The sequence below is a fragment of the Caulobacter sp. GW821-FHT05F04 genome, from assembly GCF_059419665.1.
The window spans coordinates 29,406-52,495 of the sequence record NZ_JBWKSF010000013.1; the positions used below are offsets into that span (position 1 = coordinate 29,406).

Below are 23,090 nucleotides of genomic sequence, written 5' to 3' on the forward strand. Positions count from 1 at the left end.
CCTCCCTCTCGCCTCACGCCCCCCGGCGGCGTTGCCGGGATCCGATGATGGATCATGAACATGGAAGCTCTCGACCTGTTTGGTCGCGTTGACCAGCGAGCCCTCGACATCGAGGCCATCCACCAAGCGACCGCGATCTACACCGTCCCGCCGGAGGTTGAGGCGCTCCTCGACGCCCTGGAGTGGCCGCAGTGCGGCGGAGCTCTACTCGACCCGGGCGCGGGGACCGGCGGTTTCGTGGTTGCCGCCTTGGCGCGCCTCGACCTGGTCGCCGATGGCGTCACCGCGGCCGTCGTCAGGGTGAAGGGCTACGAGTTCCATCCAGGCGCGGCCGGGGCGGCGCGTGAGCGGGTACGTCATCACCTTCAGGGGCGAGGGTGGAGCCTCGCAGCGGCCAGCCTTGCTGCCTCGCAGATCATCGAGCAGCGGGATTTCCTGCTGTCCCTCGTCCCGGTCGGAAAGTTCCGCCGCATCGCCCAGAACCCGCCCTACCTCCGGAATGCGAACCTTCCCGAGGCCTATCGTGAGGAGTTCGACGCCGCCATGCCTCGGCATGTGAGGGGTGACTTGATGCACGCCTACCTTCAGAAGGCGGCCGACATCGTCGAGCCGGGCGGTGTCATCGGCGCCATCACCTCCGATCGCTGGCTGATCAACAGCGGGACGGCCGAGCTGCGCCGCCAGATCGGCGAGATCTTCACCGTCACCGCTTGCCGCCGCCTGGAGTCGACCTCTGCCTTCTACAGGCCCAAGGCGCGGTCCAAGGGGACGCCGGCGCGCGTCCATCCCGTCGCCCTGGTTCTGACCCCCACTCGAACGGGTCGGGCGCTGGGCGGCGAGCCCTTCGACATCGACGACGCGCGCGGGGCGTTCTCCGGAACCCGCTTGGCTGACCTCGCCGAGATCCAGCTCGCGCCCTGGCTTGGCCCCGAAGGGATTTTCGTCGTGAAGGACCTGGAGGGCCTCGACGCCCCCCAAGCCGTGAAGGTGATCGGCCCGAAGGACATTCACCCGCATGAGGACCGCCTCAAGGGGAGCCACCGTTGGGCCCTGGTCACGGAGCGGGGCGACATCAATCCGGCTGTCCGCGCGCATTTGGAATGCACAATCCAGAACATGCCGCCCCGTGGCCGCCGGCGCGAGATCCATATTCCGCCGGAAACCTTTGCCAGCCGCCTACCGCTTCCGGTCGAGGCGATCGTGGTCCCGCGCATCGCCCGACGACTCCGCGCCGTTCCGCTCCCCGCCGGCGTCATGCCGCTCAATCACGACCTGGTCGTGGTGAGCGGGCGTGGTCCCGAGGTTCTCGCGGCGTGGCTCAACGACCCGCGCGTCCAGGCTCAGGCCCTGGCAGGATCCGCGCCGCTAGAGAACGGCTATAGGAGCTTCACCGCGACGCTGCTGCGCGAGCTGCTGATCCCGGCCGACCTGGAGGGGCTCGATGTCTAGCGCAGCCCAGCAAGACGCCGAGACGTTCGACCCCGCCGTTGCCGAATGCTGGATCGCTCGCGGCCGAAAGCCCGAGCACGCCGCAGCTCTCGCGATGGTGTGGCGGGATTTCCCTGACCTTCCGCACGGCGCGCCGGCCGAGGATCGTATGGCCCGCATGAAGTCGCGAACCCAGGCGATGAAGCCCGTCTTCGACGCGATCTCAGCCGAACAGGCCGCCGAGCTGGAGGCGCGGAACTTCGCTTCCGTCGAGCGGAGCGTCCTGGAGGGGAAGGGCAGTGATCGGGACCTGGCCGTCCTGCGCGGCCGGGACGATTACGGCTACGACTGGCATCTTTCCCATCGCTATGCGGACGGGTGGTGTGACGCGCATACGGGCAGGGCGCACAAGTATTCGGAAGCTTTCCCATGCCGCGCGCCGCAAGAGGTCCGTCGCGCCGCGTATGACCGGGGCTTTGCCGACGGCGGCGGCGATCGCGACGACCTATTCGATGTCGCCCGCCGCGCCTACTTCGCCCAGCTCCGCAAGAGCAACATGGTCCCGCCGCCGGCCGCGCCGATCGCGGCGCGGCCGCTCCCCAGCGCGTGGCTCAAGCCGACCGATCGGCCGCGCCCCGCGCGCTGGGATCGGCGCCTGGTCATCCTTAGCGACGCTGACATCGCTACTGCGGATCCGAAGTTCGACTACCTCAAGATCATTCAAGATTGCCCGGGCGCCGACCAGGCCAAGGTGTTGGTTCTGACCAACGAAGGCTTCGTTGACGGCGGAGCATTCGTCCCGCCGGCGGGCGGGCCGCGCAGCGTGTCGGCCGACGCGGCGGCTCAGCAGATCCGCGACCATCTGGCAGGCCGCGAGTTCGATGACATCCTCGTCGCGCTTCAAGGCGCTGACCTTGATCTTCTCGACCAGGTCGCCGGCGCGCTCCCGCTTTGCCGGTCGATGGAGCGCACCCGCAACACCCGGCTCCAGTTCCGGGCTCACCTGAAGGTGTGGCTCGATCGCGGGGTAGGCGGGGGCGATAACGTCGGGGCGGGTCACATCCGTTGGGGGAAGATGATCAATGGCGTCTCGGGCAAACTCGGGGAGTTTACCGCCCGATACGCAGGACCGGCGCTAGGCCGGGGACATCTGGTCCACGTCGAGACGGCGGCGGGCCAGCTGGCCTTTGGCTTCGCCACGGCCGACGGCGTTCCGCTGACGCCTGAAATCATCGTCTCCAGCAAAGCCCGGCTCCGCGCCGAGGTCGCCAAGGCGCTCCGCGCCTTCACGGCGGCCACGCCGATCATGTACGCCGCAGCGGCGCGATCGGCGGTGCCTGCTGGAGCGGTCTCGGACTGTGGAGCCCGCGCGTGATTATTGGGGCCTTCGGCCCCTTGGGGAGGCTCCAGAGCGGGGTTTTCGAAGGATTTCGCCTTGCTTTCGCGCTTCCGTGCTGGGTGACGGTCCCCGGCTGGTGTAGATTCAGGGAGTCGCTGATCAGCGACGCCTTCCCGGCGGGGTTGCCGGGTTCCGATGATGGAAACGACACATGACCATTCGCGAAATCCCCCTCAACAAGCTCGTCCTGTCGCCGAACAACATGCGAAAGGGCGACATTAAAGACCCCGCGACCGGCGTGGGTCAGGTGGACGTTTCGGACCTGCTGGTGAGCTTCCGCGCCCGGCGCGCCGCCAAGCAATCCGTCGTCCTCCAGAACCTTCGCGTCACCGAGGAACTCTCCGAGGCGGGCAAGCCCACGGGCCGGTTCGCCGTCCACGTCGGCGGTCGCCGCTATCGCGCCCTGGACTACATGGCCGCGCTCAAGGAGCTTCCCAAGACCTATGCGGTTCCCTGCATGGTCTGCGACTCCGAGGCTCACGCCTTGGAAGAGAGCATCGAAGAGAACATGGCGCGGCTGGACCCGCACCCCGCCGCCCGCTTCAAGGCGTTCAAGGCCCTGGTCGATGAAGGCCGCACCGTCGCCGAGGTGGCCGAGCGGTTCAACACCACTGAGAACATGGTCGCGCGTCGGCTCAAGCTGGCGATGGTTTCGCCGCGCATCTTCGAACTGTTCGAACGCGACGAGGTCACGATCGAGCAGATGCAGGCCCTGACCCTCAGCGATGATCACGAGCTCCAGGAGAAGGCGTACTTCGACTTCCCGAGCAAGTCCGCGCACGAACTCCGCCGTCGTCTCGTGGAAGGCGAGCGGCAGACGCGCAACTACAGCCTCTTCCAGTTCATCGGCGCCGAAGCCTACAAGGCGGCGGGCGGCTTCATCCGCCAAGACCTCTTCGCGAACGACGATGAGGGCTACGTGGGCGACCACGCCCTGGTCGAGAAACTCGCCATCGAACGCCTGGAAGCCGAGGCCGAGGCCGTTCGCGCCGAAGGGTGGAAGTGGGTCGAGGTCCGCACGGAGCTTTCCTACACCGACACCGAGAAGTTCGGTCGCGTCTACCCGACCGACAAGCCGCTGAGCGAGGAGGCCCTCGCTCGGATCGAAGCCATCAACGCGGAGTTGGAGGAACTCTCCAACGCCGAGGAGACCGAGGAAAACACCGCCCGCTTCATGGAGCTGGAGGGCGAGCTACCCGAGGCGCAAGAGACCGAGGAGGAATACACCGCCGAGAGCTTGGCCCTCGCTGGCGCGATCGTCACCGTCTCGCCCTACAACGGCGACCTCAAGATCGAACGCGGGCTGGTGAAGCCCGAGGACACCAAGGCCATGAAGGCGATGGCCCGCGCGGCTGAGAGCAACGGCGAGACCGTTGAGGTCAAGACTGGGGCAGGCCAGCCCAACCGGCGAGCAGATGGGCTTCCCGCCGCCCTGGTCGAAGAACTCACCGCCCGCCGCACCCTGGCGATCCGGCAGCTCATGATGGACAACCCCAAGGTCGCCCTGGTGGCCCTGGTCCATCGCCTCGCGCTGCTGACCTTCTATCGGAAGAAGGACACCTACGGCAGCAGCATCTTCGCCAGCGCCATCGTGGTTGATGGGGGCACCTATCAGCACGACGTGTTCAAGCACGGCGACGACCTTAAAGCCTCCGCTCCCGCTGCCGCGCTGGAGGCGCGGAAGGGCTCGATCTCGTTCGGCCTTCCCGAAAAGCCTGAGAACCTGTGGTCGTACCTCGCCGACGCCGATGACGCCGACCTCATGCGGATCATGGCCTACTGCACGGCGAACCAGGTCTACGCCGTCGATCTGGGGATCAACTCCGACCTTCGTCGCCGGAACTCCCACGAGATGGCCGACGCGCTGGGCTTGGACATGGCCGACTTCTGGTCGCCGACCTCCGCGTTCTTCAAGCGCATCCCGCGCGAGGAGATCATGCGCGCCATGACTGAGGGCGCCGAGGTGGTCGAGACGCCCGAACTGGCGAAACTCAAGAAAGGCGAACTCGCCGAGCGGGCCGAGCAGGTTCTCGCCGGGAAACGCTGGGTGCCGGAAATCCTTCGCACCCCGCCCCTGGAGCCGGTCCTCTCCGCGCCCGCCGACGATGCGCCCGCCCAGGACGAACACGGCATCGAGGACGAGGAGGCCCTGGACGACGAAGAGGCTCTCTTCGACGACGAGGGCGATGACGAAGTCTTTGACGATGACGGCCAGCTCGACGCGGCTTGATCTAACCGGCCGGGGCATCGTGCCCCGGCCACCCTCTGGAGGTAGCTTTGAACGGTAGTCTTGGAATTTCGGCCCTGGGGGCGGGCGGCGCTCAACCGCTTCGTCGGCCGCGCGCCACAGCCACGCGCCGCGGCCGCTGGCGCGGAGCGAGCGGATCGGCCATAGGTGTTCTATCCTGCAGCGCCACCGCACACGGAAACCCGCCCGACGTGTCCGAGACCTACCGCATCGACATCCGAACTCCCGACGGTCAGCTGCTGCGTCAGCACGAGACGCGGACCCCCGACCGCGCAGCCGCCGTCGCGGCTTATCGCGGCCTCCTCTCCCGCAGCTTCAAGGCGCCCGGCTACGCCGCGCGCCTTGTGGTGATGGGGGAGGGCGGCAAAAACCGGAGCGTCTACTTCTCGCACTACGACAAGCCGTTGGGCCACGGCCGGATTCACCCGCAAGCGCCGTTGATGGCGGGCCTTCTCGATCCGGGCCAGGTCGAGCGCGTCGAGCGTTGGACGCCGCTCGAGGAGGGCACGGGCCAGCTTCTCGCGTTGGTCCGTGATGCGCTCGATCGAGGCGATGATGGCCTGGTCGAGACGCAAGCCGAGTACGTCGCCGGCGTTCTGCTGTCGTCGGTTTTGGCGGATGGGTTCGACGAGGTGAAGCGGCGGGTTTCGGGTCAAGGCGAGGGCTATTCAGTCGACGACGACAAGATGTTGCGGATCTCGATGAGGACGCTCGCGAGTGCGTTGAAGAACGCCGGTTTCGAGGTCGAGTGAGGCCGTCCGGTGTTCGCTGAGTGGTTCTGGCCGCAGTTGGGGGGAGGGGCTACGCCCCTCCCTGAGCCGGAGCCGCTTCGCGTCTCCGTCTACCCACCCCAGCGGGGGCTCGCCCCCGCAACGCCCCCTAGTAGGATGGGCGCTGACGCGCATTAGGGCTCCAGAGGGGGGGTTATCCGACGATTGGAGGGGAGGGGGCAGGGCGGCCATGCTACAAAGGCCGTGGGAGCGATGTTGCTCCGTCCGACGATGGACCCTCAAGATGACCCTTCAGCTTGTCATTTCCCCCGAAGAACGCGCCGCCAAGATCGCCGAGTTGAACGACGCCATGCGCGCCAACTTCACCGGCTCCTGGTTGATGACGCCGGGTGTTCGCGAGCTGATCGGCGAAGACCCGCTCAAGCGTTCCGCTCTCATGCTCGCGATCCACGAGTTCAAGGATTTCGAAGAGGGCGACAATCCTTACGGCGAGCGTGATTTCGGTGCGTTCCTGTTCGACGGCGAGCGCATCCTTTGGAAGATCGACTATTACGACAAGGCTCGCGAGGCGGGTTCGCCCGACCCGGCCGACAAGGCGGTCACGCACCGCGCCATGACGATCATGCTCGCTTCGGAATACTGAGGCGGGCGACCAGGCCGAGAGGCAGAAGGTGGGGGGTATGAGAGTTGTTCTCGACACGAATGTTCTGGTGGCGGCCGCCGGCAGCTCCACAGGCGCTTCGGCCTGGTTGCTGACGCAGGCCGACCAGGGGAAAGTGTCGCCCCTCGCCACAACCGCGCTCCTGCTGGAATATGAGGACGTTCTATCCCGGCCCAAGACCGAGTTGATCACCGGCCGGAGCGCCCAGGACCTGCGGCGGATTTTCGTGACCCTGGCGGCTCTCACGGAACCGGTGCATATTCGGTGGCGATATAGGCCCCTTCTTGGGGATCCAAGTGACGAAATGGTGCTCGAAGCTGCGTTGAACGGCCTCGCTCCCTATATCGTCACCCACAATGTTCGGGACTTCGTTGGAGCCTCAGCGTTCGGAATTTCAGTCATCACCCCAGGCGATTTTGCGAGGAGGTTTAGAGCATGAATAGGTTGGTTCTCAGCACGCAAGTTGACGGCGCGGTGATGGAAGAGGTCTATCAGACTGTCGAAGCCCGCAAGGTCACGCTGTCGCAGTTCGTGGAAGACGCGCTCAAGGAAAAGCTGGAGCGCGACGAGATGGTCGCCGTGTTCGCCTCCAAGGGCGCGGGCGCTCAGCCTGGCGAGCTGACAGCGCTCATGCTCTCCGGTCCCGACCGCGCGCCGCTGTTCGATACCGACATCATGCCGAAGGGCGAGGCCTGAGACCTCAGAGATTGCTAGGCCGCTTCGGGCGGCCTAGCGAGCCTTCGGCGGCGGGGCTCCAGGGGAGGGTTCGCCTTCCTTTTCAGAGGACCCCTCTCTCTTAGGGATTCTGCCGCCGCGTCCAATGTTCTAAGGTGGTGTTCAAGTCAACGGGCGATGTTGCCCGGTCCAATGATGGATTAGACGATGACACGCGATAGCAGCCTTCACCCGACCCTCTACATCAGCGACGTGGCGCCATTCGTGTTCCCCGACGTGCGCGAGGCGATCGACGCCGTGTCTGCGTTCGAGGCCACGAGCCCTGACTTCCACGAATACGACATCGCGTCCTTCAACCCCGCTTGCCCGCTGACCGGCTACGTGGTCGCCGTGAAGACGGGCGGCGAGAAGGCCGGGTGGTTGCGCGAGTGCCCCCACACCTAACCCAAGGGCCGTGAACGCGGCTCTCCTATTGGGGCGACGTTGCCCCGGTCCGAAGGTGGATCAGACAAATGACACCGAGCAAAGTTGAGATCGTCCAGGGGCCTCGCGGGTGCAGGATCATTCTTAGAGAGGATGAGGGCGGTTACAGCGCCGCGTTCGACGCGGAGGGCGACGGCGTCTGGATCAACTCCCCGATGGGGGTTCACCTGTACGCGACCCGGGCGTGGGCTATCTCCAACGCCTCGCGCAAGATCCGCGAGGGCCTCGCCAATCGCATCACCCCCGCCGTCACCGCCTGGTTGGCGTCGCTCGCCAGCCCCCAGCTCGATCTATTCGCCGCTTAGCGGCTCTCCCAGAGGGGCGATGTTGCCCCGGTCCGAAGGTGGATCACATGGCTTCCCGCGAAACTCAAAGCCTCCCCGTCGAAATCGACTTCCTGGAGCTGGCGCGCAGGCGCGGCGCCGCCCTCTTCCGCGTCCTCGCCGATCACCGCGACGGCTGGCGCGGGTGGGTCGGGCACTACATCAACGAGGACCGCGAGGTGGCTCTCCGCCAGGCCCTCGATCTGGCGTTCTGCTACAGGGCCGCCAACGGTTCCGTCGAAGAGATTGACGTGGTCTCCGGAGAGGCGCGTCCGGTGCAGGAGCTGGCAGCGTGAGCGGGGCGGTCCTGGAGATCGGGCGGCATCCGATCGCAGCGGCGATCGACAAGCTAAAGGCCGAAGGCGCGCCGACGCAGGCCGACGCCTTTTGCGACGACGGATCGCCCGTCATGGTCGCCTACGGCGCCGGGGTCGACAGCACCGCAATGGTCATCGAGATGGTTGAGGCGGGGATCCACATCGACGTGTGCCTCTTCGCCGATACGGGCAGCGAGAAGCCCGCGACCTACGAATATCTGGAGATCTTCCGCGCCTGGTTGGCCGTGCGCGGCGTCAGGCTTGAGGTAGTCCAGTATCAGCCCTCCAACTTCAAGAATTTCCCAGCCTACCGGGGCTTGGATGAGAACTGCTTCACGAACGGGACTCTCCCGTCCATCTCGTTCGGCTTTTCGAGCTGCAGCCAAAAATACAAGGTCGCCCCGCAGAACAAATGGACCGAGGCCTGGGCGCCGGCGGCCAGCGTTTGGAAGCGCGGCGGCAAGGTCATCAAGCTGATCGGCTACGACTGTTCTCCGGCCGATCAGAAGCGTTACGCACACGCCGAGGGCTACCAGGATGAGCGCTTCCTCTACTGCTATCCCCTTCGCGAATTAGGGTGGAAGCGCGAGGATTGCATTGCCCGGATCGAGGCCGCAGGCCTTCCGGTCCCTGCCAAATCGGCGTGCTATATGTGCGGCTCAACTAAGCCGTTGGAATTGCACGACTATCCGCCGCATTTGCTGCGCCGTATCGTTCTTATGGAGGCGCGTGCCGCCCCTCGTTTAGTGAAAATCGAGGGACTTTGGCGGAACGGCGTGAAGGGCACGCGCGGCGGCGTCGCCAAGCCTGGGAAGATGACCGACTACATCAGGGCCCAGGGCCTGCTACCGGCCGACGAGATCGACCTTATCGCGGCCTCGGCGCCGGAGGCCCTGGTGAGCTGGCAAGCCGCGCAGGGCTCGTTGCCGATCGCCGATCGTCCGCCCCTTGCTTCGTGGCTTGGCCTTTTTGATCTCCTCGACGAGGGGGCGTTCGGGGCCGACTTCCTCGCCGGCGTCCAAGTCCCCGCCGAGGCGCGGTCGTCCCAGGAGTTGGCCGCATGACCGCCGACAATGTTGAACCGCGGATTGCGCTCGAGCTGGAGATGGTCGCCGCTCTGTTCGAGCCCTGGGACCAGCTGGATATGCGCGTGGCGATCCTGGAGCGGGCCTGCGTAAGTCCCTCTGACATCGCCACGGTCGTTGCGGATGTCGTCGCCGCGCGGGAGGAGCTTCGGCGGAAGCTCTATCCCATCTTGCGCGCATATCAGGCGGTAATGACCGATGATGAGGAGAAGGATTAGCCGGGTAGGGCTGTGGATTGCACAATACATGGATTGTGCAATCCACCAGGGCAGGGAGGTTCCCGCCTAGGGGCGAGAACCTCGACGCCTTCGGCGGGTAGGGCTCCAGAGGAGGGTAAGCGATTGAATTGAAAGGTGAAGCGAGTGATTTCGGTTGTCCAGATTTCGCGGGACTGTATATTTCTAATTGTCAGCAGCCGCTGACGCCCCTTCCGGCGATGTTGCCGGGTCCAATGATGGATGGAATGCTATGCTGAGCACTACTCTTCTCCTCGGTAATCTGGGCGGTGAACCGGAAATCAAGCAAGCCGGTGACGGTCGTGTCGCTAAGTTCCGCGTCGCTACTGACGAAAGCTGGATTGATCGCCGCTCCGGTGAGCGCAAGAAAAAGACCACCTGGCACTTCGTCGAGGTGTGGAAGGTCGGTGTCATCGACGCCCTGGAAGGCCTGCAGAAGGGCGACGCCGTCGTGGTCCACGGCATCATTCAACAGAGCCGTTACGAGGAGAACGGCGAAATGAAGTACACCCAGACGATCGCTGTAAAGGGCTGGGATCACTTCGTCGCCCGCAACCTCTACGTCGGCCGCGACAGCGAGGACTAAGTCCCTCTTCGGGCGCTGAGCTGGCCTCGGCGCCCACATCTCCCGAAACCCTCAATCCTTCAGGCCGCGCCAACGGGTGCGGCCTCTTTGGGTGCGTCAATGCAAAGCCGTCACGTCATCAGTATCTCGCGTGAGATTCCGCGCACGCAGCGGGCTCCTTACGGGGCAGTCGCGGAGCACTTCGGTAGGATCGAACTGCTAGGCGAAAACGAAGTCACCGCCAGGGCTAAGGCGCGGGAAGTCGCCCGCCGCTTCCCGACCTCCGAAGGCTTCAAGGTCGAGCTTCTCTACTGGGAAGCCAGCGGTCGGGCCGTCGACTTCCAGGAGGTGGAGCTTGTCTAACAGCCTTATCCCCCGCGCCACCATCTACCAGATCGAGGCTGCTCGAAACGACGCCCTCCGCCTCTATGCCGAAGCGTTCGACGCCCTGCAGCGCGCGAACGAGGCCCACGGCTTCACCGTGCAGAGTGGGCCACGCGGCCCGGTCATCGCCATTGGCGGATACCGCAGCGAACGCACCTATGGCCCGAATGATCGCGCCGAGTTCCTCGAAGAGATGGCCCTTTCGGTGGACCGTTCCGCCTGGAATTTCCTGATCGGCTTCACGAAGCTGGAGACCCTCATGGATCACAAGGCGCGAACCGAGTTCCGCCGCCAGCTCGCCGACAAGCCGCCGCCCGTCACGGCCGAGACCTGCCTCGCGACCATGGAGAAGCTCGCCGGCGAGGCCGACATGATCTTTAAGCGCGGCGTGGCTGAGGCGTTCTCCGCTCTCGATCGCCGGTTCCGCAGTCACGACGGCTTCAAGATCGGCTCGCGCGTCGTCCTGGCCCGGTCGATGGACGAGAACGGGTGTTGGAACTACGCCTGGCACCGGGACGAGCAGCTCAGGGACGTTGAGCGGGCGTTCTACGTCCTGGACGGACAGCCGACTCCAGATCGAAGCGGCGGCATTGTCGGCGCGATCGAGGCCGCGCGAGGCGGCTGGGGTGCGAAGGCCTACACCGCCAAGAGCGACTATTTCGAGGCCCGGGTTTTCATCAATGGGAACATCCATCTCTGGTTTCGGCGCAAGGACCTGGTCGAGCGCGTCAACCTCCTGTTGGCCGACTATTACGGCGCGGTGCTCGGAGACGGGCAGACCAGGGACAACAGCCACGCCGAGCCAAACCGGACCCCGGCCAAGAACTTCGGTTTCTTCGAGACGCCCGAGGCGGTCGCTCGAACAATCATCGACCAAGCCTACATTAGGCCGACGGATCGCGTTCTGGAGCCGCAGGCGGGACGCGGCGCTATCGCGCGCCTGGTCGTCGCGAAGGCCGCGCGCGTCGATTGCGTCGAGATCCAGAGCCACCTCGTCGACCAGCTCCGCGCGATCGACGGTCTAGGCCGGGTCGTTCATGGCGACTTCCTCGGAGTAACGCCCGAGGAGATCGGGCTCTATGACCGCATCGTCATGAACCCGCCGTTCGACTGGGGTCGCGACATCGACCACGTCCGCCACGCCCTCCAATTCCTCGCGCCTGGTGGTCGCCTGGTGGCGGTGATGTCGCAGGGCGTCGAGTTCAGACAAGACCGGAAGGCGACAGAGTTCCGGAAGCTTCTGGAGGAAATGGGCGGTAAAATGCACGATCTTCCGGCCGGTTCGTTCGCGGCGTCGGGAACGATGGTGAACACAATCTATGTAACGATCAGTCGGCGACTGTAAAACTTGACGCTGTGTGAGCCCGCTATCTTGAGATAGCGGGCTCTATTGTTTCGCCGATGGCGAAATATACGGGCTCCAGAGGGGGGTTAACTATCTATATTGCTTGAGGGGTTGCCTGTCATTTCCTAGAATACATCAAGAGATCAGGGAATACGGACATGCAGATGAACGCCCCCAAGACTTCGGCCGCCAGCAACGCGCAAGTCGCGTTTCCTCGCCCGTCCATGTCCGTGATCTTGGATCAACTTCGCACCATGCAGGCGGAAGCCCGCGAGGCGTCGCAGAACATTCCCGTTCTCGCCACCGCGACCCGCTGAAACCAGCTCTGGACTTAGTCCGAGGCCCGCCGGCGGCGTTGCCGGCTTCCAATGATGGAGAACCCCGTGAACAAACCGCTCCAGGCTTACGAGGTCGTCGACGCTACCCTCGTGACGACCCGCACGCGCTGGCGCCCGCACTGGCCGCGCATCGCGGTCATCGTCGCCCTGATCGGCTTCTGGACCCTCGTCGGGATCGGCATCTGGCGCCTGACCCACCCGTCCTAAGCCCATCTCTATTCATCTCAATGGGCCGCCCCGGTTGAGGACTGGGGCGGCTACAAAGGAGCCTCACATGCGCTTCGACTATTCCCTCAACCCCTTCGCCGCGGTTTGCGCGATCATCCTTGGTTCCGCCCTGGCCTACATCGTGGTCGGCGGCCAGTTCCCCGAGAACGCGGACCTCTTCGACTTCGTCAATGCGGGCAGCTCTTGCTTCCTGGCGTCGGTCCTCGTCGGCGTCGGCGTGACCACCCTGGCCGAGCGGTTCATCGACCGCGAGGAAGAAATCCAGGACCTGAAGGCCAAGGTTCAGGCGGTCGCCATCGAGCGCGACACAGCAATCGGCTACGTGAAAGAGCAGGGCAAGAACTTCGACAACGTCGTCGCCGAGTTCGAGGACGTGAAGCGGCGGTTCCACCTGGTCCCGCGTGACGCGGACGAGGAGACCCCCGACAACGTGGTTCGTCTGCACTCCTAAGCGGTGTGAACCACACAAAAGAACGCCCGGCTCCGACGAGGAACCGGGCGTTTTTCGTTGCACCTGGTCGACTAGATCCGAAGAAGGATCACAGCGGCCGCGATCAAGGTCACGCCCGCGCCCGTCACGGCAATGATGGCGGCCCAGACCGCCCGCCGTTCACTTTGCACGGCGGCCAGCCTATCGGCCTCGAGCTGGACCCGGAACGGCTCAAGGATGGACTTGGCCTCTTCGGCGAAGGTCTTCGCCAAATCGGCCGAGCCTTGCGCCAGGCGCCGGGAATAGAACTCGACGCCGGCGTTCACGGTCTTCTCAACATAGGCTTGGCTCGCGGCGATTTGCTGAGCCGTCCTCGCCGCGATTTGGTCTTCGCTCGCAGTCAGCTTCGCGGACATCCGATCGACCATGCGCGCGGCGATCACCTCGAGCGCGGTGAGCACCAGGAGGACCGGATCGCCCTTGGTCAGAAGCACCTTGTGGCGCTTGGCGACCTCGGCAATGACCTCCTTGTGCGTCAGAGCCGGCGTTGCCGGCTCTGCGTCGTCGGTCAGGTCTAGGCGGCCTTGTTGCACGCGCCCGCCCCCAGGACCTGGTCAAGCTGGGAGAAGATCTCCTTGGCGATCAAGTGGGCGCGCTGCTTTTCCATCACGCCCACGCCGGCGTCGTCGCCCAGCTCCGCGAACTCGGCGAAGGTCAGGCTCGGGCCCAGGAGCTTTTCGCGCAGCAGCTTTTTGAACAGCGTAGCGCGTTGTTCCTTGATCACGACTTCGGCCGTGATCCGCTGCTTCCAGCGCAGATAGGTAGCGAACTGCTCCCAGGTCTTGCCGTCGCCGGCGATCGGACCCTCGTGCTCGTTGAGCCACACGACCATTTCGGTTTGCTCGTCGAGGCCCTTTAGAACCTCGTCCACGCCCTGGACCGACAGTTGAAGAGATCCGCCGCCCATGACGGGCGTGTGCACGATCGGTCGGATGTCGTTGGAGCGCAGCACGTCGAACAGGTCGTTTTCGCGCATGTAGTTGATCAGCGGAAAATAGTTCGAGGCGCCATTGTCGATGACGAAGTCCGACGTGCCAGCGAGCATGTCCGTCACCATCTGGTCGTAGGCGGCCTGGTCGATCTCGTCTTCATTCGTGACGAGTTGGATCCGCTTCACCGGCAAGGCCTTGTAGGCGAAGAGGGTGGCCGTCGCCGGGTCATTGTCGAAGGCCTGGACCTCCTTGTCGCGCGACATGAGCCATTGAGTGATCAGAGAGGCGACGTAGGACTTACCGACGCCGCCCTTCGTCGTCATGACGAAGTGAGCTTGTTTCAAGGTCGACTCCTTAGATGAGATCCTCGCGCTTAACAGCGGCGGGATCGGTTCGGGTTAGGGGTTGGAACCGCTTGATCGGAGCTCGACGCGGTTCGGTCTCAGGTCCTGGGCTCGCCTGGTGCGGCGGAGCCTGGATGATCGGCGGAGGGGCCGGGGGGGCGGCTGTGCCGTAGGGGCTGGCGTTCGGGAGATGGCGCTTCACGAGCTTGGTGAATTGCTCGTAGGTCATCGGCATCTCCAGATCCCGATGGATTTGCTTCATCGGTTCGCCGCGCTTGAGACGCTCCGCGATCCGCTCCTTTGCGGCCAGGAACGCCACTCTGGTTGAGCCCCAGGGCCCTCGCTTTCTCTCTGTCATGGAGGGGTCTCAGGATCGGACGGCCAATCCGCCGATTTCACCCTATAAGGTATGTCAGCAACCGAGCTTGGCGTCAAATTCTCGCAATTCTTAGACAAGAGATAGACAAAGGTTGGCAACTGTTGGCAATTCGCGGGTTGCCAGCGCCTCCAGGACCGGGATTTAACGAGTTTTGCCGATCAATTGCCTGGAGCCTTTAGGCAAGATGTGCATTGTTGGCCAACATCGCTACGCGACGTTGTCCATCAATGCCCGACTTACTCGCCTACGGCTCGACGCGGTCTTGTTCTGCGAAGCTTAGTGCGGCTCCCGCCGCTCTTGAGACTGGAGGGCCAGATGGAAAAGCCAGAGGTGCGCGAGCGGAACCGTCCGCTGCGTGTAGTCGTCTCGAAATCCGAGCGCGCCATGATCGAGGCCCGCGCTGAATCCGCGGGCATGACGGTCTCGTCCTACCTCCGCGTGCTTGGCCTAAATCACAAGCCCAAGAGCATATTCGATCAGGACGCGGTCCTTGAGATGGCGCGGGCGTCGGGGGATGTCGGCCGCCTTGGTGGTCTGCTCAAGTGGCTGTTGTCGGAGGCTCCAGCGGGGGAGATCGCGGCGAAGGCGACGGGCCTTCTCGATGAGATCGCCGATGTCGTCCGCGTGCTCCGCGAAAAGGCGGGCCGGGTATGATCGCCAAGCGCATGAAGGACAAAAAGGTGCTGTCCAGCTTTGTTCGGCTGGGTCAGTACGTCCTCGACGTGAAGTCCCTGGAGGATCCGGCCGTCTATGAGCGGCTGGCCTCATACATCATAGACGACCGAGGAACGGGCGAACGAGTGGTCGGGGCGCGCGTCACGAATTGCATGACCCTGGACCCGGTCATGGCGATCCGTGAAATCGAGGCGACCCAGCGCCGGAACACGCGATCCCAAGCCGATCGCAGCTACCACCTCGTGTTCAGCTTCCCGGAAGGGGAGCGGCCCTCCAAAGAGGTCCTGGAGGCGATCGAGGACGAGCTGGTTGGCGCGATCGGACTGGCTGACCATCAGCGGATCTCCGCGATCCACGACGACACCCGGAACCTGCACGTCCATGTGGCGATCAATCGTGTCCACCCCACCAAGTTCAACAACGTCACGCCGTTCTACGACAAACAGAAGCTCATGGCCGCCTGTGTCGCCCTGGAGCAAAAGTACGGCCTCCAGGTAACGAACCACGGCGCCCAGGCGAACAGGTTGAAGGATGGCGGGCGGGAGATGGAAGCCCACTCCCTCCGCGAGGCTTTGCAGACGTGGATCAGGAAGAACGCCGAGCGTGACCTGGTCCTTGCCGGCCAGGTGGCGAAGACTTGGGCTGAGCTGCACGAAGCTTTCGCCGAGTACGGCCTGGAGATCCGGCCGAGAGGGGCGGGCCTGATCGTGCGCGCCAAGGGTATGCGCGCGCAGCTCAAGGCGAGCGATGTCAGCCCCACCCTGGCCTTCAAGCCTCTCACCGACAAACTGGGGGCCTATGAACCGCCCTCAGAGCAGGTCGAGCACATCGAGCCGAAGGCGGTCTATGAGGGGCGGCCAGTCGAGAAGCCCTCTCCGGAGCGCGACGCCGGCGCTTCGGAAGAGCAGGCGCGTTCAGATGATCGTGAGCCGCCGGGGCAGGATCGCACCCAGGACGCGCCGAAGTCTGAGGGGGCGAAGAAGCGGGGAGGGCGGTCTTCGGCTGTCGATGACCTGTTTGAGCGCTGGAAGCTCGAATCCGCCGCCATTGCAAAGCGCCGCGCCGAGCTGTTGGAGGAGCACCGGAAGAGGCACAGAGCGAACGAGGCCGAACTGGCGCGCTACCATAGTGAGCGTAGCAGCGACCTTGCATACGATCACAGGCTGAGAGGGTTGCGGAGGAAGCGCGCGACGGCAGACCATGCCGAGGAACGGGCGGCGGATTGGAAACAGGCCAATGCTTCCCGCAAGGCTGATAGGCAAGCGATCCTGGATGGGACGAAGCCGATCCGGTGGCCCGACTTTCTGCAGCGTGAAGCCGCCGCCGGCGATGAGGTCGCTTTGGAGGCCCTCCGCCGGAAGGACCGCGCCCGGGCCAAGGTGATCGAGGACATCATCACCGCCCCGAACTTCGCGGCGGCGCGCAGCGTGGTCTACGCCGACCTAAAGCCGACCGCGAACAAGTACGGCGACCTTCGCTACTTCACCAAGGATGGCGGGGCTGTCACCGATCGCGACGTAGGCGTTCGCGTCGATACCTTGTCGCTGGGCGCCGCGGTTCTTGCCGTCGCTCTCGCGTCTGATCGGTTTGACGGCCAGGTCCTGGTTGTCGATGGCACCGAAGCCTTCAAAGCGGCTGTTGTCGAGGCGGCATCTATTCCCGGCCTCGATGTGACTTTTGCCGATCCGGCTATGGAGGCGGCGCGAAAGGCTAAGATCGCCGAGCGTCAGCAGGCGCCGCAGGCGGCCGAGAAGGAAGTGGACCGCTACGTTCGCGAGCGCAACGAGGTCCGGACGAAGGTCGAGGATGTCCTGCCGCATCGGGTTTGGCACGCGAGCGACGCTGGCGACGCCATCTATCGAGGGCGCCGCCAGTTTGAGGACGGCACGGGGGCGCTCCTCTGGGAACGGGCTGGAGAAATGCTTGTCCAGCCCGTGAGTGCCGCCCAGGCCCGCCGCGCCTACTACTTCAAGGGCGGAGATCCGTTTAAGATCAACAAGCATGGAGTTTGTTCTTCACACGGCGTTAAGCAAGAAAGGCCGGGTTCCGAGACTAGAAAGGAGCGGTCGGAACAAAAAAGAAACCGATAGAACCGTTTTCCGTTTGGCGTCCACACACCCTATAGGGTAATTTTTGTTCCCTCTGAAATGGCGATGTCCAGTGAGGGAACGTGGAAACCGTAAAGACAGATCAAACGGCGGGGCGCGGGCACGCGCAACTGTCATACGCTGTGCTCGCGCTCGTCGTGGTGGTCCATTCGGTGTTGGTCACGCAATGGATCGCCGCGCGATGCGGCTACCAGCCCGCGCTCGGACCCCGCCTGTTCGGCCCCTTCTACAATCCGCTCGTCCTGTTCGAGTGGTTCCCGCGCTGGCTGTTCGTAGCGCCCCAGGTGTTCAAGCCCGCGCTCTATGTCTGGGCCGGTGGCCTTGTCGCGGCGGCCCTCATCCAACGCGCGTATCTTGGCTTTTTTGTTCGCCGCCTTCGGCGCACTGAGGGCTTGCACGGCACCGCGCATTTCGCGACCGAAAAGGAGATCGCGCACGCTGGGCTTCTTCCTCGTCGCAAGCTGTTTCGGAAATCTCCGGCGGGGGCGGGCGTCTATTGTGGCGCCTGGCGTCGTCCCGAGACCGCTCTGGACAAGATCCTATTCCAGAAGCCGGCTCTGCGCGCTCTCCGGCATGACGGGCCTGAGCATGTTCTCGCCATCGCGCCGACGCGGAGCGGTAAGGGCGTCGGCCTCGTTGTTCCGACGCTTCTTTCTTGGCCGCATTCGGTCTTCGTCAACGACCAGAAGGGCGAGCTCTACGAACTGACCGCCGGGTGGCGCGAGAAGTACGCGGGCAACCGCGTACTCCGGTTCGCTCCCGGCGACGCGACCGGCAGCGCTCGCTTCAATCCGCTCAAGGAGCTGCGCTGGGAAACCGTTGACGAGGTGGGCGACGTTCAGGCCCTGGCACGGGTTATCGTGGACCCCGAAGGCAAGGGCCTGAACGACCACTGGACGAAGACCGCGCACGCCCTTTTGACGGGCCTGATCATCCACCTGCACTACGCGCAAAAGCCGATCGGCCGGGAGGTGTCCCTTCCCGATGTCGCGTCGGCGTTGTCTTCGCCGGGCCTCATGAACCTCTGGAACGACATGCTCAACAACGAGCATGTGAAGGGGGGCGCCCAGCCCTGGCTTTCGCGGATCGCGGGCAAGCCCGACGGCCATAAGGTGGTCGTTGAAGCGGGGGCCGACATGGTCAACCGCCCAGAGGTGGAACGGGGCTCGGTTCTCTCGACCGCCATGTCCTACCTGGCGCTCTATCGCGATCCCAAGGTCGCTCAGAACGTGAGCGAGAGCGACTTCACGATCGCCGACCTCATGGATGGTGAGAAGCCGCTCTCGCTCTATGTCGAGGTCCGCGCCGACGAAGAAGGCCGGATGCGGCCGCTCATGCGCCTGCTGATCAATCAGATGGTCGAGGTGCTCATGCGGGCGCCCATCAAGTTCGACAAGGGGCGTCCGGTCATGCCCCACAAGAACCGACTGCTTTTGATGCTGGACGAGTTCCCGTCATACGGCCGTCTGGATATTTTCCAACAAGCCCTCGCGGTGATGGCGGGGTTCGGGATCAAGGCCTACCTGATCATCCAGGACACGGCCCAGCTCGCGATATATGGCCGCGACGAAGCGATCACGTCCAACTGCCACGTCCAGATCGCCTACGCTCCGAACAAGCTTGAGACCGCAGAGTGGATCTCCAAGCGCCTCGGCCAGACCACGGTCATCACCGAGAACCTGTCCTATTCGGGCAAGCGTCACGGATCGCTTGGCAATGTGTCCCGCAGCTATCAGGCCGTGGGGCGAGCGCTCCTCAATCCCTCAGAGGTCATGCAGCTCCGCGGGCCGACCAAGGACCCGAACGGCCAGATCACCGAGCCGGGCGATCTCCTCGTCATGGTTGCGGGGAGCCCCCCCATCGCCGGCGAGCAAAGCCTGTACTTCCAGGATCAACGCTTCATCGCCCGCGCCTCAGTGCCCCCGCCGGAGCGCAAGGCGCGGCCTTTCACCACCTACACCAACCCCAGCTACGAGGCCCCCGGCGCCGTGAAGCCAGGCGGCCACTCGTTCGATGTCCCCTTCACAGTCGACGAGGACGGCGTCGTTCACGAGCAAGTTTTCAAGGTGGCCCCATGATCATGCGCTCCGCGTTCGGCGTCGTCGCCGCAACGATGACGCTCCTGTCGATGGCGCAAGCAGCCGGCTTCCGCCTCAACATGACGCCCTCGATCCCGGAAGGGGTCTACATCGCAGACGCGAAGCCGCCCTCGCGCGGCGACCTCGTCCTGGTATGCCCGCCCGATACCCCGTTCTTCCGGGGCGCGCGGGCCAACGGCTACCTTTTCCGAGGGCGTTGTCCGGGCGGCTACGTTCCGCTCATGAAGCCGATCGCGGCTGTCGAAGGCGACACCGTGGAAGTCACTCCGGCCGGGATCCGGGTGAACGGCGTGGCCCTAGCCAATACGCGCGCCTACAGCGCCGACGCCCACGGCAACCGCCTTCCGCACCCGGAGGCGGGCCGCCACGTCGTCGATGCTGGAGAGATGTGGCTTCTGTCGAGCTATGACGGTCGAAGCATCGACAGCCGATACTTCGGCCCACTTCCGATCTCTGGAGTGGAAACGGTCGTCCGGCCGGTCCTCGTCCAAGGGGGCAAGCCTTGATCGACGCAGCGCTTCTCGCCTGTGCGTCGGAGGTCGCGCCCCAGACGCTGCAGGCCATTATTCAGGTCGAGAGCCGGGGCAACCCCCTCGCGCTCAACGTCAACAAACTGCCGACGAAGCCGCCGCCCGCCGCGACGCTCCTGGATGCGGCCGCCACCGCGCGGTTCTACATCTCCAAGGGCTATTCGGTGGATTTGGGCCTTATGCAGGTCAACAGCCGGAACCTCGCCAAGCTCGGACTGTCGGTCGAGCAGGTCCTGGAGCCGTGCACGAACATCCGCGCCGGCGCAGCCATCCTCACCCCATCCTATCAGGCGGCCGCTCGCATCCACGGCGAGGGCCAAACCGCGCTGTTGGCGGCGTTGTCAGCCTACAACACCGGCACGTTCACGCGCGGCTTCTCCAACGGCTACGTCGGTCGCTACTTCGCCACCGGCCCCGCCTTCTCCCCATCGCAGCAAACCCGCAAAGCGCCGGCGCCGCCGGTGGCGGATCGCTACGCGACCTCTTCCTTCGTGTTCATCAGAAAAGGGATCTCCTATGGACCTGCCTTCGATCGAGCAGGCGTCGCAACTGACGCTGTCGCTCAACCTCAATGATCTCGGAATCCCCGGCGTCGCGATCGTCCTCAGTCCCGACGAAGCCGACGATCTTGGCGCCTTCGTCGAAGACGCCGTGGACCTCGACGACGTGATCGCTTCCTCGATCGAGGGGGGCGCTTCCTGATGTCGGAATACGCAGCCAAGGTCGCTCAAGACGTTATCGACCAGCTTGAACGCGGCGTCGCGCCCTGGACCAAGCCGTGGAAGCCGGGCGAGCGCTTCATGCCCTGGAACCCCATCACGGGGAAATCCTACCGGGGCATGAACTCTGTCTACCTGCTTATGCAGGGCCGCCCGGACACGCGCTGGCTTACTCGGCGCCAAGCCGAAGCCGTCGGCGCTCAGCTCAAGGACGGAGAGCGCGGCAACGACATCCGTCTGCAGTTCTTCGCCTTCCACAAGACCGAGACTCGGAAGGATGAGCGCGGGAAGATCGTTCGGGGCGAGGACGGCAAGCCGATCAAGGACATCGTCCAGCTCGAGCGCCCCCAGGTCACGAACTTCTGGGTCTACAACGCCGATCAGTTCGTCGGCCTGCCAGAGCAGACCCGCGAGGTGGCGCCGGAAGCCGAACGGCACGCCAAGGCCGAGGCGCTGATCAAGGCCGCCCAGGCGGACATCCGGCACGTCGAAGGCGATCGCGCCTACTACAACCCGCGCGAGGACCACGTCGTTCTTCCGAACTTCTCGCAGTTCCCGACGCCCGATCGCTACTACGCCACGGCGCTGCACGAGCTGGGTCATTGGACGGGTCACGAGACCAGGCTCAACCGGGACCTGGCGAACCCGTTCGGTAGCGAGGCCTATGCCCGCGAAGAACTTCGCGCTGAAATCGCCTCGCTCATGATCGGCGACGAGCTGGGGATCGGCCACGATCCTAGCCGCCACGCGGCCTATGTCGGTTCTTGGATCAAGGCCCTGCAGAACGATCCTCGGGAAATCTTCCGGGCCGCGGCCGACGCCGAAAAGATCTCCCAATTCCTGCACAACCCGCTCGTCCAGACCAAGACGGAAACCCAGGCCGTCGAGCGGACGATCGCGCCGCCGGCAAGGGGCGCGGCGGAGAAGGCCGCGCCCCCTCGCGAGACCGCCGAGCAACTCGATCTACAAGGAGGCAATATGCGCCGCCAGCCGCAGCGCGTGGTGCTGCACATCCCCTACGCCGAAAAGAACCGCGCCAAAACCGTCGCGCGTGAACACAACATCCCGCTCAAGTGGGATGGCGACGCGAAGCTGTGGTGGGCCCCGGCCGACGCTAACCTCAAGCCCCTGGAGCAATGGCGGCATAAGGCGACCGCCGACCTTCACATGGGGCCCGAGGAGGAGTTCAAGCAGGTCCTGGAGAAGGCCGGGTTTGACTTCAAGGGGCCGGCCGAGATGGATGGGAAGATCCATCGCGTGCCGATGAAGGACGACGAGAAGGGGGCCAGGAGCGGCGCCTATTGCGGCTACAAGGAAGGGCACCATCCGGGCGGATGGTACCTCGATCATCGCGTCGGCCAGCAGATCAATTGGAAGTCCGAGCGCCCGATGGAGCGGGTCTCGGAGGCTGATCGCCAGCGCCAGGAGCGGGAGGCGCAGCGAGCGAAGGACGCGCGCGATCGGGAGGTCGCCGCGACGCAGAAAGCCGCCGCAGGAGCCGTCGCCGCGCTTCTCGAAAAATGCGAACCCGCGAGCCGGGATCACGCCTACCTGGTCAGGAAGGGCGTTGGGGGCCTTGGCCTCCTCGTCAACAAGGTCGGGCCGATCAACTGCCCTCCTGGAGCCGAGGAGCCGCAGCACTTCAGCGCGCGCGGGCATCTCCTCGTCCCGTACCACGACATCAACGGCAACCTCATGGGCGCGCAGACGATCTCGCCCAGGGACAACAACAATAAGTCCATGCCGAAGGGCGCCGCTCTCCAGGGCGGGTTCCATGTCATCGGCAACCTCAAGGACAGCGACCCGATCGTGATCGTCGAGGGCTGGGCGACCGGCAAAACAATCTTCGACGAGACGGGCAAGCCTCAGATCGTGGCGTTCAACGCGACCAACCTTCTCGCCGTCGCGAAGGCCTTCCGCGAGCGCTACCCCGAGCGGCCGATCGTCATCGCCGGCGACAACGACCATCGCAAAGAAGGCCAGATCAGCGAGAAGACCGGGCGGCCTTACGGCAACCCCGGCCGCGATAAGTCGAAGGAGGCGGCCGAGGCCGTTGGGGGGCAGGCGATCCTCCCTGACTTCCCGAAGGGCGCGAGGGGCACCGACTGGAATGACCTCCGCCAGGATGAGGGTAAGGAGGCCTTCCACGCCCAGTTCGGCCCCGCTCTCGCTGGCGCCCTTGCGATCATCGAGCGGCGCGAACTGGCGAAGTCGATCGCCGCCGAGCGTGAGCAGCGGTCGCTGATCCCGCAGCACCAAGAAGAGAAGCGGCAGCGCGAGTTGCCCCCTCGCACGCTGGAGCATGAACGCCCAGCGCTGGGTCGCGCGATGTGACGCCGATCGGACGTGGCCTCGCGGCCACGTCCGT

28 protein-coding genes are annotated in these 23,090 nt (G+C 64.7%); 25 read left to right on the top strand and 3 right to left on the bottom strand.

Annotation, left to right across the window (positions count from 1 at the left end):
• The first annotated feature begins 60 nt into the window (after nt 1-60).
• The 18 genes from AC07R7_RS24200 to AC07R7_RS24285 all read left to right on the top strand — a co-directional run bounded on the left by AC07R7_RS24200 (nt 61) and on the right by AC07R7_RS24285 (nt 12,897).
• Complete coding sequence (locus AC07R7_RS24200; RefSeq protein ID WP_494636858.1) at nt 61-1,449, top strand: Eco57I restriction-modification methylase domain-containing protein; 1,389 nt, start codon at nt 61-63, stop codon at nt 1,447-1,449.
• Complete coding sequence (locus AC07R7_RS24205; protein WP_494636859.1) at nt 1,442-2,803, top strand: hypothetical protein; 1,362 nt, start codon at nt 1,442-1,444, stop codon at nt 2,801-2,803. The genes AC07R7_RS24200 and AC07R7_RS24205 overlap by 8 nt, the downstream gene beginning before the upstream one ends.
• 175 nt (nt 2,804-2,978) lie before the next feature.
• Nucleotides 2,979-5,057 carry a ParB/RepB/Spo0J family partition protein gene (locus AC07R7_RS24210; protein ID WP_494636860.1) on the top strand — a complete coding sequence of 693 codons (2,079 nt, stop codon included), beginning with the start codon at nt 2,979-2,981 and terminating at the stop codon, nt 5,055-5,057.
• Between the two features lie 209 nt (nt 5,058-5,266).
• Nucleotides 5,267-5,827 (top strand): hypothetical protein, encoded by a 561-nt coding sequence (locus AC07R7_RS24215; RefSeq protein WP_494636861.1) that lies wholly within the window; start codon nt 5,267-5,269, stop codon nt 5,825-5,827.
• A gap of 262 nt (nt 5,828-6,089) precedes the next feature.
• Nucleotides 6,090-6,449 carry a DUF3768 domain-containing protein gene (locus tag AC07R7_RS24220; protein ID WP_494636862.1) on the top strand — a complete coding sequence of 120 codons (360 nt, stop codon included), beginning with the start codon at nt 6,090-6,092 and terminating at the stop codon, nt 6,447-6,449.
• 37 nt (nt 6,450-6,486) lie between these two features.
• Nucleotides 6,487-6,906 (top strand): putative toxin-antitoxin system toxin component, PIN family, encoded by a 420-nt coding sequence (locus AC07R7_RS24225; RefSeq protein ID WP_494636863.1) that lies wholly within the window; start codon nt 6,487-6,489, stop codon nt 6,904-6,906.
• Entirely contained in the window at nt 6,903-7,163 is a 261-nt protein-coding gene (locus AC07R7_RS24230) for a hypothetical protein (protein ID WP_494636864.1), read from the top strand. The genes AC07R7_RS24225 and AC07R7_RS24230 overlap by 4 nt, the downstream gene beginning before the upstream one ends.
• 186 nt (nt 7,164-7,349) lie before the next feature.
• The gene (locus AC07R7_RS24235; protein WP_494636865.1) at nt 7,350-7,586 is read left to right on the top strand and encodes a hypothetical protein; all 237 of its coding nucleotides are present in this window, start codon (nt 7,350-7,352) and stop codon (nt 7,584-7,586) included.
• Nucleotides 7,587-7,654: 68 nt separating this feature from the next.
• Nucleotides 7,655-7,930 carry a hypothetical protein gene (locus tag AC07R7_RS24240; protein WP_494636866.1) on the top strand — a complete coding sequence of 92 codons (276 nt, stop codon included), beginning with the start codon at nt 7,655-7,657 and terminating at the stop codon, nt 7,928-7,930.
• 47 nt (nt 7,931-7,977) lie between these two features.
• A complete protein-coding gene (locus AC07R7_RS24245; protein ID WP_494636867.1) occupies nt 7,978-8,244 on the top strand; it encodes a hypothetical protein in 267 nt (88 codons plus the stop codon).
• Nucleotides 8,241-9,329 (top strand): adenine nucleotide alpha hydrolase family protein, encoded by a 1,089-nt coding sequence (locus AC07R7_RS24250; RefSeq protein ID WP_494636868.1) that lies wholly within the window; start codon nt 8,241-8,243, stop codon nt 9,327-9,329. Before AC07R7_RS24245 ends, AC07R7_RS24250 begins: the two co-directional genes overlap by 4 nt.
• A complete protein-coding gene (locus AC07R7_RS24255; RefSeq protein ID WP_494636869.1) occupies nt 9,326-9,568 on the top strand; it encodes a hypothetical protein in 243 nt (80 codons plus the stop codon). Before AC07R7_RS24250 ends, AC07R7_RS24255 begins: the two co-directional genes overlap by 4 nt.
• Nucleotides 9,569-9,818: 250 nt before the next feature.
• The gene (gene ssb / locus AC07R7_RS24260) at nt 9,819-10,172 is read left to right on the top strand and encodes a single-stranded DNA-binding protein (RefSeq protein ID WP_494636870.1); all 354 of its coding nucleotides are present in this window, start codon (nt 9,819-9,821) and stop codon (nt 10,170-10,172) included.
• A 99-nt stretch (nt 10,173-10,271) separates the two neighbouring features.
• On the top strand, nt 10,272-10,514 hold the full coding sequence (locus AC07R7_RS24265; RefSeq protein WP_494636871.1) for a hypothetical protein: 243 nt from the start codon (nt 10,272-10,274) through the stop codon (nt 10,512-10,514).
• Entirely contained in the window at nt 10,507-11,880 is a 1,374-nt protein-coding gene (locus AC07R7_RS24270) for a DUF4942 domain-containing protein (RefSeq protein WP_494636872.1), read from the top strand. The genes AC07R7_RS24265 and AC07R7_RS24270 overlap by 8 nt, the downstream gene beginning before the upstream one ends.
• Nucleotides 11,881-12,038: 158 nt before the next feature.
• A complete protein-coding gene (locus AC07R7_RS24275) occupies nt 12,039-12,197 on the top strand; it encodes a hypothetical protein (RefSeq protein ID WP_494636873.1) in 159 nt (52 codons plus the stop codon).
• A gap of 66 nt (nt 12,198-12,263) precedes the next feature.
• Nucleotides 12,264-12,425, top strand: a complete 162-nt coding sequence (locus AC07R7_RS24280; RefSeq protein ID WP_494636874.1) for a hypothetical protein — start codon at nt 12,264-12,266, stop codon at nt 12,423-12,425.
• Between the two features lie 67 nt (nt 12,426-12,492).
• Nucleotides 12,493-12,897: a hypothetical protein gene (locus AC07R7_RS24285; protein ID WP_494636875.1), complete on the top strand. Its 405-nt coding sequence runs from the start codon at nt 12,493-12,495 to the stop codon at nt 12,895-12,897.
• A 71-nt stretch (nt 12,898-12,968) separates the two neighbouring features.
• On the opposite strand, the gene traM is transcribed toward AC07R7_RS24285, so the two are convergent.
• The 3 genes from traM to AC07R7_RS24300 are packed head-to-tail and all read right to left on the bottom strand — an operon-like array spanning nt 12,969 to nt 14,570.
• Nucleotides 12,969-13,469 (bottom strand): conjugal transfer transcriptional regulator TraM, encoded by a 501-nt coding sequence (traM, locus tag AC07R7_RS24290; protein ID WP_494636876.1) that lies wholly within the window; start codon nt 13,467-13,469, stop codon nt 12,969-12,971.
• A complete protein-coding gene (locus AC07R7_RS24295) occupies nt 13,451-14,212 on the bottom strand; it encodes a nucleotide-binding protein (protein WP_494636877.1) in 762 nt (253 codons plus the stop codon). Before AC07R7_RS24295 ends, traM begins: the two co-directional genes overlap by 19 nt.
• A 10-nt stretch (nt 14,213-14,222) precedes the next feature.
• Nucleotides 14,223-14,570: a TraK family protein gene (locus AC07R7_RS24300; RefSeq protein WP_494636878.1), complete on the bottom strand. Its 348-nt coding sequence runs from the start codon at nt 14,568-14,570 to the stop codon at nt 14,223-14,225.
• A gap of 336 nt (nt 14,571-14,906) precedes the next feature.
• On the opposite strand from AC07R7_RS24300, the gene AC07R7_RS24305 reads away from it, so the two are divergent.
• From AC07R7_RS24305 to AC07R7_RS24335, 7 genes are all read left to right on the top strand, one after another.
• Nucleotides 14,907-15,245: a plasmid mobilization protein gene (locus AC07R7_RS24305; protein ID WP_494636879.1), complete on the top strand. Its 339-nt coding sequence runs from the start codon at nt 14,907-14,909 to the stop codon at nt 15,243-15,245.
• Nucleotides 15,242-17,356: a TraI/MobA(P) family conjugative relaxase gene (traI, locus tag AC07R7_RS24310; RefSeq protein WP_494636880.1), complete on the top strand. Its 2,115-nt coding sequence runs from the start codon at nt 15,242-15,244 to the stop codon at nt 17,354-17,356. Before AC07R7_RS24305 ends, traI begins: the two co-directional genes overlap by 4 nt.
• An 80-nt stretch (nt 17,357-17,436) precedes the next feature.
• Nucleotides 17,437-19,452 carry a type IV secretory system conjugative DNA transfer family protein gene (locus AC07R7_RS24315; RefSeq protein ID WP_494636881.1) on the top strand — a complete coding sequence of 672 codons (2,016 nt, stop codon included), beginning with the start codon at nt 17,437-17,439 and terminating at the stop codon, nt 19,450-19,452.
• Complete coding sequence (gene traF, locus AC07R7_RS24320; RefSeq protein ID WP_494636882.1) at nt 19,449-19,979, top strand: conjugative transfer signal peptidase TraF; 531 nt, start codon at nt 19,449-19,451, stop codon at nt 19,977-19,979. The genes AC07R7_RS24315 and traF overlap by 4 nt, the downstream gene beginning before the upstream one ends.
• Nucleotides 19,976-20,578, top strand: a complete 603-nt coding sequence (locus tag AC07R7_RS24325) for a lytic transglycosylase domain-containing protein (RefSeq protein ID WP_494636883.1) — start codon at nt 19,976-19,978, stop codon at nt 20,576-20,578. The genes traF and AC07R7_RS24325 overlap by 4 nt, the downstream gene beginning before the upstream one ends.
• Entirely contained in the window at nt 20,520-20,705 is a 186-nt protein-coding gene (locus tag AC07R7_RS24330) for a hypothetical protein (protein ID WP_494636884.1), read from the top strand. Before AC07R7_RS24325 ends, AC07R7_RS24330 begins: the two co-directional genes overlap by 59 nt.
• Nucleotides 20,705-23,056, top strand: coding sequence for a zincin-like metallopeptidase domain-containing protein (locus tag AC07R7_RS24335; RefSeq protein ID WP_494636885.1), 2,352 nt, complete (start codon nt 20,705-20,707; stop codon nt 23,054-23,056). The genes AC07R7_RS24330 and AC07R7_RS24335 overlap by 1 nt, the downstream gene beginning before the upstream one ends.
• The last annotated feature ends 34 nt before the right edge of the window (nt 23,057-23,090 follow it).